Below are 16897 nucleotides of genomic sequence, written 5' to 3'. Positions count from 1 at the left end.
GCCGGCAGTTTAAGCGCTGCGCGTCCTCACAGGCGGTACGCCAGGGTGATATAGAAGCGGTCGTCGCCCTTGCGCGGCGAGCCGGAATTCACCGAAAGCGGCACCCGGCTGCCCAGCACCAGGGTGCCGTAGTCGATGGCCAGCGAGAAGGGGCCGCGCACGTAGCGCGTGCCCACGCCGATGCTGGCCAGCCGGTCGCTGCGCGGATTGAGCACGAAGTCGGGCGTGTTGTTGCGCACGTAGCCCGCGTCGACGAAGCCCAGCAGGCGCCAGCCCGGCTCCAGCTCGGGCGTCGTCAGCTCCAGGGTGCCCGAGATCCCCTGGTCGCCGGTGACCGGCCGCTCCAGCTCGGTGCCGCGCACGGAGCTGATGCCGCCGATGCCGAACTGCTCGCCCGCGATCAGCACGTCCGGGCTGTACTGCACCATCCCGCGCGCCGTCCAGAGCCAGGTGGTCGCCAGCGGCGCCGAATAGCTGGCGGTGCCGCGCAGGGCCTTCCACCGCACGGTGTCGATCCGCGGATCCTCGGTCTGGTAGGACGCCAGGTCGTTGTTGCGCCCCGACCCGGTGTTCCAGGCGAGGTCGACGTTGTAGCCCCACACCGCCGCGTCGGTCTCGGTGCGCGCGGTGTAGCCCAGGGTGAGGGGCCGGCTGCGGCGGTCCGCCTGGTCGATCAGCGCGCCGTTGACCAGCGCGGCATCGAACACCTTGTCCTCGATGCCGGCCGTGACGTAGCTGCGCCGGCCGCCCTTGGGTGGCAGGTACAGCGTGTAGTTCAGGCCGAAGGTGTGGCCCGCACCGGTGCTGGTGAAGGTGCCGAAGTTGCCGACGACGTCCGAGCGCGTGTAGCTGGCGCCGACCACGCTGCCCAGCGCGTACAGCGGGATCCGGTACGCCAGGCCGAGCTGCTTGACGTCCTCGTGCCGCTCGAAGGAGGTCGTGTACGCGCCGATGAACTGGTGGTCGCGATTGAACAGGTTGGTGTGGCCCAGCGAGACCGTGAAGCGGTCCTGGCCGGTGGCTTCGGAGCCGGCATTCGACAAGGAGACGCCCGCCGTCCAGGGACGCTGCTCGCGCACCGTGATGGTGGCGTCGATGCGGTCCGGCTCCTCCGACTCGCGCAGGCCCACCTGCACCTGCTTGTTCGGGTTCTCGTTGGCGATCGCCGTCTGGATCGCCAGCGTGCGGAAGTTCGGGCTTTCGCCCTCGCGCAGTTCCGGCAGCGTGCGGCGGACGTTGTCCGTGTCGTAGATCCGGCTGCCTTCGATCGCCACCTTGCCGAGCACGAATTTCACGATCTGCAGCTTGACGGTGTCGCCCATTTCCTGCGGCGGCAAGGCCACCCGGTGCAGGCCGAAGCCGCGGGTGCGCAGTTCGGCCTCCAGGGCGGCGGTCGCCTGCTGCAGTGTTTCCAGCGTGGCCGTCGGCCGCACAAGGGCGCCAGCACGCGCTGGGCAGCGGCCTCGCCGAGCGGGTTCTCGCCTTCGATGCGGAAGCCGCGGATGGGAAACACCGGCGAGGCGGCGGGCGCGGCCATGGGCGGCGTGGCGCGCGGCGCGGGAGGCGGCGTCTGCGTATGGGCAGAGCCCGCGGCCAGCGCGCAAAGTGCAAGCAGGGCGTGCCGCGCAGGCCGCGGCGATGCAGTGCCGATCATGTTTCTGTGCCGCTCGTTCTTCTGGGGTCGGCCATTCTCGCTGCGGGAAAACAATCTGTCACCCGCGGCTGGGCGCTACTTGCACACGTTGCCGCTGCGCACGCCGGACTCGGCGAGGATGCTCGTCAACAGCGGGTTGCGCGAGGTCGGCAGGGGGATCCGGTCGAAGTCGATGAACTTGGGGATCAGGTTCGGCCGCGCGGTTTCGCCGTTGTTGCCGGCAAAGCCCGCCTCGCCGCGCCCCAGGTGCAGGATGTCGGTCGCACTGGCGATCTCGATGTGGCCGTCGCGCACGAACACGAACAGGCCTTCGGAGGCCTCGGGCACGTTGTCGCTGGCGAACAGCTTGGGCGGCACGTTGACCTGGTCCGGACGCGGCCCTTCGATGTCGGGCGGGGCCTGCACCGGCAGGATGGACGAAGGCGTGATCAACAGGCCCTGGCCCGCCTGCAGCACCTGCAGCGCGGTCTGGCCGCTGGGCGTCACGGCGATGGAGCCCAGCCAGGACCACAGGGTCAAGCCGGTGCCCGGTTCCTCCGGTTCGCCGGCGCAGGGTCCGGTGCACATCACGTCGAAGCCGGTGCCGCGGATGCCGATGGTGGCGGTGGCGGTGCTGAAGCCCACGTTGCGGTTGTTGGCCCGCGCGATCAGCCCGGTGAGCGCCCGCACCGAGCCGCGCAGGACCGAGGCCAGGAAGCGGCCGTCTTCCGCGTTGCTGCTGTCGTAGACGAAGTTGTCGACGCGAAAGCGCGTCTGCGAGCCGAGGGTGATGCGCGTCTCGTCGCGGAAGGCGAGCACCGCCTGCGCGCCGCGCGCCGTCTCGACCAGGTCGCCCGGATACACGCCGGCGCCGTTGACCAGGCGGCGGCGGGTGCCGGCGCCATCGACCGCGAAGATCTCGCCCTGCGCGTTGACGATCTTCGCGCTGGCCTGCACCGCGTTGGGCCGCGCCGATTCCTGGATCTGGTTCGACTCCTGCGCGCAGTCCGTGCGGCACACGCGGGCGTCGAAGTCGGTGCCGCGGATGCCGATGGTGGCGGTGTTGGTCTGGATGCGCGCCGCGTTGGGCGAATTCTTGGAAATGATGCCGGTGACGGCACGGAAGCCGCCGCGCACCAACTGCATCAGGAAGCTGTTGTCGGGCGCGTTCTCGCGGAACTGGTACTGCTGCAGCACCAGCTCGGAATTCGGCCGCACCGTCATGCGGGTGCCGTCCTGCAGCTTGATGATGGCCGAGGCGCCCTCGGACGTCGTCAGGCGGTCGCCTTCGCGCAGCGGCAGGCCGCGGCCGAGAGTGCGGGGCGCCTGGCCCGGGGTCTGGGCGAAGCCGACGCCGCGCGAGAACTCGACTTCACCCGCCGACTGGGCGCCGACCGTGCCGGACGCCAGCAGCAGGCCGGCGACGGCCAGGGGCGCCAGCCATGGGAATCGACGTTGGGCGGCAAGCATCGAGGAACCTCCGGTAACCGGTCTTGCAACCGGAATCCTGAACTCCAGCGGTTATACACGGTCGCTGTGGACACGGCCCGGCTCTCTCGGGAGAGAGCCGGCCGGCCGTCGTGCCGGATTTCACGAGCCCGTGCGATTTTCAGGCGCTGCGCGGCAGGAGGGAAAGGAGCTCCTGTTCGAGGGCGGGAAGCCTGGCGGCGACCCCGGCGAGACGCTCCTTGTCCACAGTGCGTTGTGGCGCGGCCCAGACCGGACCGGGGAAGTGGCTGTCCCAGTCGAAGCGGGCGATGACATGCCAGTGCAGGTGGGGCACCACGTTGCCGAGGGTTGCCAGGTTGACCTTGGCCGGGGCCAGGTGCCGCAACAGGCACTCCTCGACCGTCGTCACCACGTCCATGCACGCATGCCGCTCGGCCGTGGGTAACTGGGAGTATTCGCGCACGTGGTCCTGCCAGACCACGCGGTAGAAGGCGGGGAAGCCCGCTTCCTCAGCGTGGATGACGCGCCAGCGGGGTGCCTGCACCACCACGCGCCCGCCGGGCGCGTCGCACAGCGCGCAACCCGGCTCCTTCACACCAGCACCCGTTCGATGCCGCCGTTGTTCGCGGCCTTCACGTAATCCTTCATCCAGTCCGGGCCGAGGATCTTGTTGGCCATCTCGATGACGACGTAGTCGGCTTCCAGCAGGCCGTTCTGCAGGTCGTGGCTGTAGCGGTGCATGCCCTGCAGGCAGCTCGGGCAGCTGGTGAGGATCTTGATGTTGTCCTTCTCGCCCACCGCGCCCGAGGCGCAGCGCGGCCTCGTCCTTGCGCAGTTCCTCTTCCTTGCGAAGCGGACCTGGGTGGAGATGTCCGGCCGCGTGACGGCCAGCGTGCCGGACTCGCCGCAGCAGCGCTCGGACTTGCGCACGTTCTCGCCCAGCAGCGCCTTGACCGTCTTCATCGGATCCTGCAACTTCATGGGCGAGTGGCAGGGGTCGTGGAACAGGTAGCCGCCCGCGCCTTCCAGCTTGATGCCCTTTTCCAGCAGGTACTCGTGGATGTCGATGATGCGGCAACCCGGGAAGATCTGGTCGAACTCGTAGCCTTGCAGCTGGTCGTAGCAGGTGCCGCAGGAGACCACCACCGTCTTGATGTCCAGGTAGTTCAGCGTGTTGGCCACGCGGTGGAACAGCACCCGGTTGTCGGTGATCATCTTCTCGGCCTTGTCGAACTGGCCGGAGCCGCGCTGCGGATAGCCGCAGCACAGGTAACCCGGTGGCAGCACGGTCTGCACGCCGGCGTGCCACAGCATCGCCTGCGTGGCCAGCCCCACCTGCGAGAACAGGCGTTCGGAGCCGCAACCCGGGAAGTAGAAGACCGCCTCGGTCTCGGCGGTGGTCGCCTTCGGGTCGCGGATGATCGGTACGTAGTCCTTGTCCTCGATGTCCAGCAGCGCGCGCGGTGCGGTTCGGCAGGCCACCGGGCAGCTTCTTGTTGATGAAGTGCACCACCTGCTCCTTCACCGGCGCCGTCCCGTGCGTTTCGGGCGGGCGCCTGACCTGCAGGTGCGCCAGGCCGCGCAGCAGGTTGTTGCCCATGCGCTGGGCGCGGTAGCCGATGCCCACCACCAGCGCGCGGATCGCCTTGATGCTTTCCGGGTTGGTGGCGTTGAGCATCAGCATGGCCGCGAAGTTGCCCGGACGGAAGCTCTTCTTGCCCATCTTGCGCAGCAGGTTGCGCATGTTCATGGTGACGTCGCCGAAGTCGATCTTCACCGGGCAGGGGTTCAGGCACTTGTGGCACACCGTGCAGTGGTCCGAGACGTCCTCGAACTCCTCCCAGTGCTTGATCGACACGCCGCGGCGCGTCTGCTCCTCGTACAGGAAGGCCTCGACCAGCAGCGAGGTGGCCAGGATCTTGTTGCGCGGGCTGTACAGCAGGTTGGCGCGCGGCACGTGCGTCGCGCACACCGGCTTGCACTTGCCGCAGCGCAGGCAGTCCTTGATGGAATCGGCGATCGCGCCGATGTCCGACTGCTGCATGATGATCGACTCGTGGCCCATGAGGCCGAAGGACGGCGTGTAGGCGTTGGTGAGGTCCGCGTACACCGAGGTGTCGGCGGCGACCTTGCCCACGCTGGCGCGCCGCAGCAGCTTGCCGCGGTTGAAGCGGCCCTCCGGGTCCACCCTCTGCTTGTAGTCGGCGAAGGGCGCGATCTCCTCGTCGGTCAGGAACTCCAGCTTGGTGATGCCGATGCCGTGCTCGCCGGAGATCACGCCGTCGAGCGAGCGCGCCAGCGCCATGATGCGCTTCACGGCCTCGTGCGCCGTCTGCAGCATCGCGTAGTCGTCGCTGTTGACCGGGATGTTGGTGTGCACGTTGCCGTCGCCGGCGTGCATGTGCAGCGCCACCCACACGCGGCCCTTGAGCACGCGCTGGTGGATGGCGTTGACCTCGGCCAGGATGGGCGCGAAGGCGTTGCCGGCGAAGATCGCGGCCAGCGGACCGCGGATCTGCGTCTTCCAGCTGGCGCGCAGGCTGTGGTCCTGCAGCTGCGGGAACAGCGGCTCGACCCGGTCCAGCCAGTCCTGCCACTGCGCGCGCACTTCGCGGACCAGGGCCAGCGCCTGCTGCACGCGGTCTTCCAGCAGTTCGGCGGAAGGAATCTCGCCGGCGTCGTCCTGCTTGCCCAGGGGCAGGCGGCCGCGCGCGAAGAACAGTTCGAGTTCGTCGGCCAGCTGGATCTTGTTGCGCAGCGACAGCTCGATGTTGATGCGCTCGATGCCGTCGGTGTATTCCGCCATCCGCGGCAGCGGGATCACCACGTCCTCGTTGATCTTGAAGGCGTTGGTGTGCTTGCTGATGGCCGCCGTGCGCTTGCGGTCCAGCCAGAACTTCTTGCGCGCTTCCGGGCTGATGGCGATGAAGCCCTCGCCGCTGCGCGAGTTGGCGATGCGCACCACTTCCGAGGTGGCGCGCGCCACCGCGTCGGTGTCGTCGCCGGCGATGTCGCCCACCAGCACCATCTTGGGCAGGCCGCCGCGCTTGGACTTGGTGGCGTAGCCCACCGCCTTGAGGTAGCGGTCGTCCAGGTGTTCCAGGCCCGCCAGCACCACGCCGCTGCGGCGCTGCTCGGCGAACATGAAGTCCTTGATCTCGACGATGCTGGGCACGGCATCGCGCGCGTTGCCGAAGAACTCCAGGCACACGGTGCGGGTGTGCTGCGGCATGCGGTGCACCACCCAGCGCGCGCTGGTGATCAGGCCGTCGCAGCCTTCCTTCTGGATGCCGGGCAGGCCGGACAGGAACTTGTCGGTGACGTCCTTGCCCAGGCCTTCCTTGCGGAAAGCGCGAGCCCGGAATCTCCAGGCGTTCGGTGCGCGCCGGCTTGTTCCAGTCGATCCTGTTCGAGGCCGGGAACCAGCGCAGCTCGAAGCTGGCGACCGGCGCGTCGTGGATCTTGCCCAGGTTGTGGTCCAGGCGCACCACCTCCAGCCACTCCGCATCCGGCGTGACCATGCGCCAGGACACCAGGTTGTCCAGCGCCGTGCCCCACAGCACGGCCTTCTTGCCGCCGGCGTTCATCGCGATGTTGCCGCCGATGCAGGACGCCTCGGCGGAGGTCGGGTCCACAGCGAACACGAAGCCGGCCCGTTCGGCCGCATCGGACACGCGCTGCGTCACCACGCCCGCTTCCGTCCACACGGTCGCCACGGGCTCCGCATGGCCGGGGATGGAGAAACGCTCCACCTCGGTCATCGCTTCCAGCTTCTCGGTGTTGATCACCGCGCTCTTCCACGTCAGCGGGATCGCGCCGCCGGTGTAGCCGGTGCCGCCGCCGCGCGGGATGATGGTCAGCCCCAGCTCGATGCAGCCCTTCACCAGGCCGGCCATCTCCGCTTCGGTGTCGGGCGTGAGCACCACGAAGGGGTACTCGACGCGCCAGTCGGTCGCATCGGTCACGTGCGAGACGCGCGACATGCCGTCGAACTTGATGTTGTCCTTGGCCGTGTACTTGCGCAGCAGCCGCTGCGTGCGCGTGCGCAGCCCGGCGGTCTCGCCGAAGGCCTGGTCGAAGTGGTGCACCGCGGCCTGCGCGGCCTCGAGCAGCTCGCCCACCAGGCCGTCGCGCTGCGGGTCCGCCTGCGGGTCGCGGCGCTTGCCGATCTCGGAGAGGCGGTGGTGCAGCGCTTCCACCAGCATGCGGCGGCGCTTGGGGTTGTCCAGCAGGTCGTCCTGCAGGTAGGGATTGCGCTGCACGACCCAGATGTCGCCCAGCACCTCGTACAGCATGCGCGCCGAGCGGCCGGTGCGGCGCTCCTCGCGCAGCCGGTTCAGGACTTCCCACCGCGCGTGCCCAGCACCCGGAGCACGATCTCGCGGTCCGAGAACGAGGTGTAGTTGTAGGGGATCTCGCGCAGGCGCGGCGCGTCGCCGTCCACCGCAGCCATCAGTTGTTCGAGTGTCGTTGGCGCGTTCATCGTGTCAGTGCAATGTCAGCCAACAGGTGCACGGCTGAGGGGAGATGTTACCGCAGTGCAGCAAGCCACAGGCCCCGACGGTCATGGGAAACCCGCTTGTTGCTGCCGGAGGGCGCCTGTCTAATCCGCGTCACACGAAAACCGTAGAGTTACGGGCTTCACGCATTCGAACAGGAGTGATCCAGATGAAATTCAAGTTCCCCGCGCTGGCCGTTGCCGCCGCTGCCTTCTTCGCCGCGGCACCCGCCCAGGCACAGACCGAGATCCAGTGGTGGCATTCGATGGGCGGCGCGCTCGGTGAATGGGTGAACGACCTGGCCAAGGACTTCAATGCCAGCCAGAAGGATTACAAGGTCGTGCCCACCTTCAAGGGCAGCTACGCCGAATCCATGACCGCCGGCATCGCCGCCTACCGCGGCGGCAATGCGCCGCACATGATCCAGGTCTTCGAGGTCGGCACCGCGACCATGATGGCCGCCAAGGGCGCCATCGTCCCGGTCGCGCAGGTGATGAACCAGGCCGGCCTGAAGTTCGACCCCAGCATCTACGTGCCCGCGGTCGCCGGCTACTACACGGCACCGAACGGGCAGATGCTCAGCTACCCCTTCAACAGCTCCACGCCGGTCTTCCACTACAACAAGGACGCCTTCAAGGCCGCCGGCCTGGACCCGGACAGCCCGCCCAAGACCTGGCCCGAAGTGGCGCTGGCCGCCGCCAAGCTGAAGGCCTCGGGCCACAAGTGCCCCTTCACCACCAGCTGGATCAGCTGGACGCAACTGGAGAGCTTCTCGGCCTGGCACAACGTGCTGTACGCGACCAAGAACAACGGCTTCGGCGGCACCGACACGCGCCTGGCCTTCAACAGCCCCCTGCACGTGCGCCACGTCGAGAACCTCGCCAACATGGCCAAGAGCGGCCTGTTCGTCTACAAGGGCCGCGAGAACAAGGCCGACGCGACCTTCGTGTCCGGCGAATGCGCCATGATCACCGGCTCCTCCGCGCTGTCCGGCGGCGTGAAGCGCAACAGCAAGTTCGCGGCCGGCATCGGCACCCTGCCCTACTACCCGGACGTCCCCGGCGCGCCGCAGAACACCGTCATCGGCGGCGCCAGCATCTGGGTGATGGCCGGCAAGAAGCCCGAGGAATACAAGGGCGTGGCGCACTTCCTGAACTACCTGTCCAAGCCCGAAGTCGCGGCGGCCAGCCACCAGCGCACCGGCTACCTGCCGGTGACCAAGGCCTCGTTCGATCTGACCGAGAAGGCCGGCTTCTACAAGCAGAACCCGGGCTACGACGTCTCGGTGAACCAGATGGTCCGCAAGACCACGGACAAGTCGCGCGGCGTGCGCCTGGGCAACTTCGTCCAGATCCGCACCATCATCGACGAGGAACTCGAAGGCGTGTGGCAGGGCAACAAGCAGGCCAAGGAAGCCCTGGACAACGCGGTGAAGCGGGGCAACGAGCAGCTGGAGCGCTTCCAGAAAGCCAACAAGTCCTGAAGTGTCATCCCCGCGCAGGCGGGGACCCAAGAACGTTGTGAAGGCCCCGCACCGCGGGGCCTTTTTGATGAAAGCCTTGGATTCCCGCCTGCGCGGGAATGACGGACGCCACAACTCATACACAATACGCCGCCATGGAGAAGAGGGTCCTGTTCAAGTCGGCATGGCTGCCGTGGGTGCTGATCGCGCCCCAGATGGCCATCATCCTGGTGTTCTTCTTCTGGCCCGCCGGCCAGGCGCTGTACCAGAGCGTGCTGCAGGAAGACGCCTTCGGCGCCACCAGCGAGTTCGTCGGCCTCGAGAACTTCCGCCGCCTCTTCACCGACCCGGGCTACCTCGACTCCTTCCGCATCACGGCGATCTTCTCCGTGCTGGTGGCGGTCGGGGGCCTGGCCATCTCGCTGCTGCTGGCGGTGATGGCCAACCGCGTGGTGCGCGCCGCCGGCATCTACAAGACCCTCCTGATCTGGCCGTACGCGGTGGCCCCGGTGGTGGCCGGCGTGCTGTGGCTGATGATGTTCGCCTCGCCCTACGGCGCGATCCGCTACGCGCTGATCGAGATGGGCTTCGAGTGGAACCACCTCCTCAACGGCAACCACGCGATGGCGCTGATCGTGATGGCGGCGATCTGGAAGCACATCTCGTACAACTTCCTGTTCTTCCTGGCCGGCCTGCAGTCGATCCCCCATTCGCTGATCGAGGCGGCGACCATCGACGGCGCCGGGCCGTGGAAGCGCTTCTGGAGCATCGTGTGGCCGCTGCTGTCGCCCACGACCTTCTTCCTGCTGGTGATCAACGTCGTGTACGCCTTCTTCGAGACCTTCGCGATCGTGGACGCGGCCACCAACGGCGGCCCGGGCAAGGACACCTCGATCCTGGTCTACAAGGTCTACTACGACGGCTTCAAGGCGATGGACATCAACGGGTCGGCCGCGCAGTCGGTGGTGCTGATGGTGATCGTGGTCGCGCTCACCGTCATCCAGTTCCGCTTCGTCGAGAAGAAGGTTCACTACTGACATGGTCCAGCGCAACCCCATCCTCGATTTCTTCACCCACCTGATCCTGATCCTGGGGGTGGTGATCGTCTTCTTCCCGATCTACGTCACCTTCATCGGCTCCACGCAGACCGCGCAGCAGATCAGCTCCAGCAACCCGATCTCGCTGCTGCCGGGGAACAACATCGTGGAGAGCTACCGCTTCGCGCTCTTCGGCGGCAAGACCGAGGCGGGCGCGACCGTGGCACCGGCCCTGCCCATGATGGGCATCAGCCTGGCCAGCGCGCTGATCATCGCCATCGGCAAGATCGCCATCTCGCTGCTGTCGGCCTTCGCGATCGTGTACTTCCGCTTCCCGGCCAAGAACATCGTGTTCTGGATGGTGTTCGTCACGCTGATGCTGCCGGTGGAGGTGCGCATCGGGCCGACCTACGAGGTGATCTCCAACCTCGGCATGCTCAACTCGATGGCGGGCCTGACGGTGCCCCTGATCGCGTCCGCCACGGCGACCTTCCTGTTCCGGCAGTTCTTCCTCACCGTGCCGGACGAACTGGTGGAGGCCGCGCGCATGGACGGCGCGGGGCCGATGCGCTTCTTCAAGGACGTGCTTCTGCCGCTGTCCAAGACCTCGATGGCGGCCCTGTTCGTCATCCAGTTCATCTACGGCTGGAACCAGTACCTGTGGCCGCTGCTGGTGACCACCGACGAGAAGATGTACCCCATCGTCATGGGCATCAAGCGCCTGCTGTTCGGCGAGGTCTACATCGAGTGGAACGTGGTGATGGCCACGGCCATCCTCGCCATGCTGCCGCCGGCGGTGGTGGTGATCCTGATGCAGAAGTGGTTCGTCAAGGGCCTCGTCGACACCGAAAAGTAAGAACACAGATGGCTTCCATTTCCCTGCGCAACGTCATCAAGAAATACGGCACGGGCAAGAGCGCCCTGCAGGTGATCCACGGCATCAACGCGGAGATCGCCGACCGCGAGTTCATCGTGATCGTCGGGCCGTCCGGCTGCGGCAAGTCCACGCTGCTGCGCATGGTGGCCGGCCTGGAGGAGATCAGCGGCGGCGAGATCGCCATCGGCGACCGCGTGGTCAACGAGCTGGAACCGGCCGAGCGCGACATCGCCATGGTGTTCCAGAACTACGCGCTCTATCCGCACATGAGCGTGTTCGACAACATGGCCTACGGCCTGAAGATCCGCAAGGTGCCGGTGCCCGAGATCAAGGCGCGCGTGGACAAGGCCGCGGGCATCCTCGAACTGGGGCACCTGCTCGAACGCAAGCCGCGCCAGCTCTCCGGCGGCCAGCGGCAGCGCGTCGCCATGGGCCGCGCGATCGTGCGCCAGCCGCAGGTCTTCCTGTTCGACGAGCCGCTGTCCAACCTCGACGCCAAGCTGCGCGCGCAGACCCGGCTGGAAATCCAGAAGCTGCACCGCGAGCTGGGCATCACCTCCCTGTTCGTCACGCACGACCAGGTCGAGGCCATGACGCTGGCGCAGCGCATGATCGTGATGAACGCCGGCAACATGGAGCAGTTCGGCACGCCCGAGGAGGTGTACCACCGGCCGGCCTCCACCTTCGTCGCCAGCTTCATCGGCTCGCCGCCCATGAACCTGCTGAAGGACGTGCAGGGCGGCCGCCGCGGCGCCATCACCGGCATCCGGCCCGAGCACCTGGACGTGGGCGACGCCGGCTGGGAAGTGCGCACCGAGACGGTGGAACTGCTCGGTGCCGAACGCCTGGTGTACGGGCGGGTCAACGGCGAGCAGCTGATCGTGCGGATCGAGGAAGGCCAGCCCTCCCCCGCCCCGACCAGGTGATCCACGTGAAGCCCCGCGAGGACCGGCTGCACTGGTTCGACGCGGACAGCGGCAAGCGCATCTCGGCATGAAGGCCTGGCCCTATCCGCGCTGGGTGGCGCACCGCGGCGCGGGGAGGCTGGCGCCGGAGAACACGCTGGCTGCCTTCCGCCTCGGCGCGGAAAACGGCTACCGCATGTTCGAGTGCGACGTGAAGCTGTCGGCGGACGGCGTCCCCTTCCTGATGCACGACGCGACCTTGGAGCGCACCACCAACGGCATCGGCCTCGGCGGCGACCAGCCCTGGGACCAGCTGGCGCGGCTCGACGCCGGCAGCTGGCACTCGCGCGCGCATGCGGGCGAGCCGCTGCCGACGTTCGAGAACATCGGGCGCTACTGCCTGGCCAACGGCTTCTTCCTGAACATCGAGATCAAGCCGACGCCGGGACTGGAAGCCAAGACCGGCGAAGTGGTCGCGAACCACGCCGAGCGCATCTGGCGCGGCACCGAGCTGCCGCCGCTGCTCACGTCCTTCCGTCCCGAGTCGCTGCAGGCGGCCCTGCAGGCCAGCCGCAACTGCCGCGCGGCCTGCTGCTGGACACCTTGTGGGATGGCTGCTGGGACCATGCGCAGCAGCTTGCAGTGCGTGGCGGTGGTGTGCAACCACGCGCTGTGGGACGCGGCGACAGTGGCCAAGGCCAAGGGCCTGGGGCTGCGCACCCTGAGCTACACGGTGAACGACGAGTGGGCGGCGCAGCGGCTGATCGCGCTGGGCACGGACGGGATCATCACGGACCGGGTGGACCTGTTCTCGCCGGCCTGAGCGACAGCCCTATTTCAAATCCCCGCCAGCGAAGCCAGCGTCTCCGGCGCGATCGCCACGTGCGCCGGATAGTTCGTGTGGTCGCACCCGAGCTTCACCGCCGCGCCCGCCTTCACCGCCTGCCGCATCGCCGGCGCGAGCTCGAAGCGCAGGAAGTGCACCGCCGAGGTCTTCTCGTCGTTCTCCCGGTCCAGGTCCTCGTCGGCGATCGCGTAGACGCGCGGGTGCCCTTCCACCTCGACGAACATGCGGTCTTCCACGCCGATCAGCCGCGCCAGCTCGCGCTTGCGTTCGTTGATGTCGGGGTACTCGATCATCATCGTCGCCTTCCAGTTGCTGCCGTCCGGCACCAGCGGCGCATAGGCATCGATCTCCTGCTGGATGCCCTCCTCCTCGAAGATCTTCTCGATGCGCAGCATCTCCTGCACCTGGTAGCGCATGGTCAGCTCGCTTTCGAACTGCACCGACACGTGCTCGCCCAGCGGGACGGCGCGCAGCTTGCGGTGCGCGACGAGCTCCGCGTGGTGGTGCTTGCGCCACTTCGCATAGGCCTCCAGCGTCATCAGGCTGTCGGCGGTGATCTTGCCGGTGGTCTGCATCATGCTCACTCCAGTCCGTAGGCCATGCGCACCAGGGTGATCGGGTGCTCCAGCTGCGGCGTGCCCAGTCCGTTGCGGTCGAAGCCCTGGCGGATGTGGTGGCCGCCCAGCGGGCAGTCGGACGCGATGTAGTCGGGCGCGCCGCCCTCCGGGTGCTCCGCCATCCGCTTGAACAGCGGCTTGCCGATCTTCATCGCGACCTCGTGGTACGCCTTCTTCACCCCGAAGGTGCCGGCGTGCCCGGAGCAGCGCTCGTTGGTGTGCACCGAGGTGCCGGGCACCATCTTCAGCAACTCCTCGGTCTTGCGGCCGATGTTCTGCACGCGCGTGTGGCAGGGGACGTGGTAGCTCACCTTGCCCAGCGGCTTGGGAAACTCCGTCTTGAGCAGCCCGTCGCGGCGGCGCGCGCCCAGGTACTCGAAGGGATCCCACATCGCCTCCTTGACGGCCTGCACCTCGGCGTCGTCGGGGTACATCAGCGGGATCTCCTGCTTGAACATCAGCGTGCAGCTGGGCACGGCGGAGAGGATGGCGTAGCCCTCGCGCGCGTACTTCGCCAGCACCGGGATGTTCGCGCGCTTGCTCGCGTCCACCGAATCCAGGTCGCCGAGTTCGAGCTTGGGCATGCCGCAGCACTGCTCCTTCTCCACCAGCACGTAGGGCACGTCGTTGTGCGCAAGGACCTTCAGCAGGTCAGGCCGATGCCGGGCTCGTTGTAGTTGATGTAGCAGGTGGCGTAGATCGCGACCTTGCCCGGCGTGCGCTCGCCGTTCTTCACCGGCAGGTCGGCGGCCTTGGGCGCCGCGCTGCGGAACTTGCGTGTAGCCAGCGAGGGCAGCCAGGCGTTGCGGTCCACGTGCAGGGTGCTTTCCATCAGCGCCCGCATCGGCCTGGTCTGGTTCACCGCGTTGGCCGCCTGCACCACGATCGGGATGCCGGCGAACTTGCCGTGGACGTCCGTGGACGACAGGAACTTCGAGCCGAAGTCCACGCCGCCGTTCTTGAACTTGATGGCCTTGGCGCGCAGCATGGTGTGCGGGAAGTCCACGTTCCACTCGTGCGGCGGAACGTAAGGGCACTTGGTCATGTAGCAGAGGTCGCACAGGTAGCACTGGTCGACGACCTTCCAGTAGTCCTTCTTCTCGACCCCGTCCACCTCGCCGCTCTTGCCCTCGTCGACCAGGTCGAACAGCGTTGGGAAGGCGCCGCACAGGGCGACGCAGCGGCGGCAGCCGTGGCAGATGTCGAAGATGCGCTCAAGCTCGCTTGAAGGTCGCGCCTTCGTCGTAGTACCCGGGGATTTCCAGTCGATGGGGTGGCGCGTGGGCGCCTCGAGACTGCCTTCGCGGACGGCCATGGGTGGTACTTCGCGTTGTTGTAAGGGCTGGAATTGGAGCACGCCGCGCGCTGCCCCCCCCAGCCCTCCCCCGAGGGGGGAGGGAGGAAGTGAGGAGACCGGGTTCAGTCGGCCAGTTCGTTCAGGGCCTTGGTGTAGCGGTTCGCGTGCGAGCGCTCCGCCTTGGCCAGCGTCTCGAACCAGTCGGCGATCTCGTCGAAGCCTTCCTGGCGTGCCGTCTTGGCCATGCCCGGGTACATGTCGGTGTACTCGTGGGTTTCACCGGCCACGGCGGCCTTCAGGTTGTTGCGCGTGCTGCCGATCGGCAGGCCAGTGGCCGGGTCGCCCACCTGCTCCAGCCATTCCAGGTGGCCGTGCGCGTGGCCCGTCTCGCCTTCGGCCGTGGAGCGGAACAGCGCCGCCACGTCGTTCTGGCCTTCGACGTCCGCCTTGTTTGCGAAGTACAGGTAACGGCGGTTGGCCTGGGACTCGCCGGCAAAGGCGGCCTTCAGGTTCTCTTCCGTCTTGGAGCCTTTCAATGCGGCCATGGGGTTCTCCTTCGAGGTGAATGAAGACAAAGCGTCGCGCCCCGGCGGCGCCGGAGACGCTGCAAGCGTAGTGAGGCCCGGCGGCGGCGTCTAATAGCCAGGCTCAATGCACTCCATGCAGCATGGCTATGAACAAGGTCCAGTTGATAACCGATCTCAAAGAGCGCCCGCCGCCGGGTCGACTCGCCCCGGCATTACGGTACAGTAAACGCATTACGCATTGGTAAACGACAGGAGACACGATGGCCGCCGTCCTCAAGAGCCCGGGCGCCCTGCCCGCGCCCGCGCCGATCCAGCAACTGCACCACTACGCCTACCGGGCGCGGGATGCCGAGGAGACCCGGCATTTCTACGAGGACATCCTCGGCCTGCCGCTGTACCACATCATCCAGAGCGACTACGTGCCGAGCACCGGCGAGTACTGCCCGTACACGCATTTCTTCTTCCGGCTGCAGGACGGCTCGTTCATCGCCTTCTTCGACCTCGGCGACGACCAGGCCTGCGAGCCCTCCCCGAACACGCCCAAGTGGGTGAACCACGTCTCCTTCCGCGTGGACGACATCCAGGCGCTGAAGGACATGAAGGCGCGGCTGGAAGCGCACGGGATCGAGGTGCTCGGCATCACCGACCACCACATCTTCCACAGCATCTACTTCTTCGACCCCAACGGCATCCGCCTGGAACTCACGGCACGATGGCGGAGCCCTGACCGCAGAAGAGACCGGCTTCGGCAACGGCTAGGAGGACAGTTGGCGGAGAGCCAGGGCACCGGCTTCGGCAACGCTGCACGGAATACGAGCTGCCGGAATATCCGGGAGCCTCCGGAGATCGCGGCCGGCGAGCCCAGCCACCATCCGGTCGTCATCGTCGGCGGCGGCATCACCGGGCTGACCGCGGCCTGCGCCCTCGCCCAGTACGGCATCAGGCCGTGCTGCTGGACGAGACAACACCGTCGGCGTCAAGGGCGCATCCTCGCGCGGCATCTGCTACGCAGAAGTCGCTGGAGATCTTCGAGCGCCTGGGCGTGTACGAGCGCATCGCCGCCAAGGGCATCCAGTGGAGCGTGGGCCGCACCTTCGCCGGCAAGGACGAGGTGTATTCCTTCGACCTGAAGCAGCAGAGCGCCTTCAACCTGTCGACGCAGCCACCCTTCATCAACATCCAGCAGTTCTACATCGAGGGCTACCTGGTCGAGCGCATCTACGAGCTCGGCAACGTGGAGCTGCGCTGGAAGAACTGCGTGACCGCCTTCCGGCAGGACGGCGAAGGCGCCTTGCTGACGGTGGCCACGCCGGCCGGCGAACACCAGCTGCGCGCCGACTACGTGCTCGACGCCGCCGGCAGCCACAGTCCCTTCCGCCAGTGGGTGGGCGCCTCGGTGACGGCGAAGAAGGGCGACGACCGCTGGTGCATCGCCGACGTGCGCTTCCGCAAGCACCCGCCGGTGGAGCGGCATACCTGGATCGAGGCGCCCTTCAATGACAACCGCGCCGTGTGTGGCAGCACCTGATGGGCGACAACGTCTGGCGCATCATTTACCAGATGGCGCCGGATGCCGACCCGCGGAAGTGAGCCGCGAGGAAGTCGTGCGCGAACGCCTCACGCGCCAGTTCGGTCCGACGCCGGCGTCGAGATCGTGTGGGTCAGGCCCTATGCCTACCGCAGCGAATGCGTCGACCGCATGCGCCACGGCCGCGTGTTCTTCATGGGCGATCTGCCAAGGTGGTCA

Annotated in this window: 10 protein-coding genes and 5 pseudogenes; 8 read left to right on the top strand and 7 right to left on the bottom strand. The window is 67.3% G+C overall.

From position 1 onward, the window contains the following. Positions 1-26: 26 nt before the first annotated feature. From HK415_RS00070 to HK415_RS00055, 4 genes and pseudogenes are all read right to left on the bottom strand, one after another. Entirely contained in the window at positions 27-1433 is a 1407-nt protein-coding gene (locus tag HK415_RS00070; RefSeq protein ID WP_171556315.1) for a ShlB/FhaC/HecB family hemolysin secretion/activation protein, read from the bottom strand. A gap of 296 nt (positions 1434-1729) precedes the next feature. Continuing rightward, entirely contained in the window at positions 1730-3103 is a 1374-nt protein-coding gene (locus HK415_RS00065; RefSeq protein ID WP_171556314.1) for a FecR family protein, read from the bottom strand. Between the two features lie 139 nt (positions 3104-3242). Further along, a pseudogene (locus HK415_RS00060) lies at positions 3243-3623 on the bottom strand (HIT family protein); the annotation flags it as partial. Between the two features lie 50 nt (positions 3624-3673). After that, a pseudogene (locus HK415_RS00055) lies at positions 3674-7565 on the bottom strand (DUF3683 domain-containing protein). Positions 7566-7750: 185 nt separating this feature from the next. Between HK415_RS00055 and ugpB the strand changes: the two are divergent. The 5 genes and pseudogenes from ugpB (at position 7751) to ugpQ (ending at position 12685) form a co-directional block, all read left to right on the top strand. Next, positions 7751-9064 (top strand): sn-glycerol-3-phosphate ABC transporter substrate-binding protein UgpB, encoded by a 1314-nt coding sequence (ugpB, locus tag HK415_RS00050; RefSeq protein WP_171556312.1) that lies wholly within the window; start codon positions 7751-7753, stop codon positions 9062-9064. A 134-nt stretch (positions 9065-9198) separates the two neighbouring features. Then, positions 9199-10080: a sn-glycerol-3-phosphate ABC transporter permease UgpA gene (ugpA, locus tag HK415_RS00045; protein WP_171556311.1), complete on the top strand. Its 882-nt coding sequence runs from the start codon at positions 9199-9201 to the stop codon at positions 10078-10080. A 1-nt stretch (position 10081) separates the two neighbouring features. Beyond that, entirely contained in the window at positions 10082-10936 is an 855-nt protein-coding gene (ugpE, locus tag HK415_RS00040) for a sn-glycerol-3-phosphate ABC transporter permease UgpE (protein WP_171556310.1), read from the top strand. 8 nt (positions 10937-10944) lie between these two features. Beyond that, positions 10945-11954: pseudogene (locus HK415_RS00035) on the top strand (sn-glycerol-3-phosphate import ATP-binding protein UgpC). Next, positions 11951-12685 carry a glycerophosphodiester phosphodiesterase gene (gene ugpQ / locus HK415_RS00030; protein WP_171556309.1) on the top strand — a complete coding sequence of 245 codons (735 nt, stop codon included), beginning with the start codon at positions 11951-11953 and terminating at the stop codon, positions 12683-12685. Before HK415_RS00035 ends, ugpQ begins: the two are co-directional and overlap by 4 nt. A 14-nt stretch (positions 12686-12699) precedes the next feature. Here ugpQ and HK415_RS00025 read toward each other — a convergent pair whose 3' ends face one another. From HK415_RS00025 to HK415_RS00015, 3 genes and pseudogenes are all read right to left on the bottom strand, one after another. Next, a complete protein-coding gene (locus HK415_RS00025) occupies positions 12700-13284 on the bottom strand; it encodes a DUF3501 family protein (RefSeq protein ID WP_171562992.1) in 585 nt (194 codons plus the stop codon). A 5-nt stretch (positions 13285-13289) separates the two neighbouring features. Continuing rightward, positions 13290-14641: pseudogene (locus HK415_RS00020) on the bottom strand ((Fe-S)-binding protein). A gap of 104 nt (positions 14642-14745) precedes the next feature. Then, positions 14746-15168, bottom strand: a complete 423-nt coding sequence (locus tag HK415_RS00015) for a rubrerythrin family protein (RefSeq protein WP_171556308.1) — start codon at positions 15166-15168, stop codon at positions 14746-14748. A gap of 242 nt (positions 15169-15410) precedes the next feature. On the opposite strand from HK415_RS00015, the pseudogene HK415_RS00010 reads away from it, so the two are divergent. From HK415_RS00010 to HK415_RS24160, 3 genes and pseudogenes are all read left to right on the top strand, one after another. Then, positions 15411-15863: pseudogene (locus HK415_RS00010) on the top strand (VOC family protein); the annotation flags it as partial. A 54-nt stretch (positions 15864-15917) separates the two neighbouring features. Further along, complete coding sequence (locus HK415_RS27500) at positions 15918-16280, top strand: NAD(P)-binding protein (protein ID WP_253261994.1); 363 nt, start codon at positions 15918-15920, stop codon at positions 16278-16280. Next, positions 16169-16678 (top strand): FAD-dependent monooxygenase, encoded by a 510-nt coding sequence (locus tag HK415_RS24160; protein ID WP_309246796.1) that lies wholly within the window; start codon positions 16169-16171, stop codon positions 16676-16678. The genes HK415_RS27500 and HK415_RS24160 overlap by 112 nt, the downstream gene beginning before the upstream one ends. Positions 16679-16897 lie beyond the last annotated feature (219 nt).

It is taken from the genome of Ramlibacter montanisoli (assembly GCF_013087525.1).
GTDB classification, from domain to species: domain Bacteria; phylum Pseudomonadota; class Gammaproteobacteria; order Burkholderiales; family Burkholderiaceae_C; genus Ramlibacter; species Ramlibacter montanisoli.
The sequence above is the reverse complement of the archived record's forward strand: the minus strand, read 5'-3'. Positions and strand labels throughout refer to the sequence as shown.

What these genes read in the sequence shown, in the direction of transcription:
- HK415_RS00065 (WP_171556314.1), bottom strand. Translation starts at nt 3,103, where the DNA reads ATGCTTGCCGCCCAACGTCGATTCCCATGGCTGGCGCCCCTGGCCGTC.
- HK415_RS00025 (WP_171562992.1), bottom strand. Translation starts at nt 13,284, where the DNA reads ATGCAGACCACCGGCAAGATCACCGCCGACAGCCTGATGACGCTGGAG.
- ugpB (WP_171556312.1), top strand. Translation starts at nt 7,751, where the DNA reads ATGAAATTCAAGTTCCCCGCGCTGGCCGTTGCCGCCGCTGCCTTCTTC.
- ugpA (WP_171556311.1), top strand. Translation starts at nt 9,199, where the DNA reads ATGGAGAAGAGGGTCCTGTTCAAGTCGGCATGGCTGCCGTGGGTGCTG.
- HK415_RS00015 (WP_171556308.1), bottom strand. Translation starts at nt 15,168, where the DNA reads ATGGCCGCATTGAAAGGCTCCAAGACGGAAGAGAACCTGAAGGCCGCC.
- ugpE (WP_171556310.1), top strand. Translation starts at nt 10,082, where the DNA reads ATGGTCCAGCGCAACCCCATCCTCGATTTCTTCACCCACCTGATCCTG.
- ugpQ (WP_171556309.1), top strand. Translation starts at nt 11,951, where the DNA reads ATGAAGGCCTGGCCCTATCCGCGCTGGGTGGCGCACCGCGGCGCGGGG.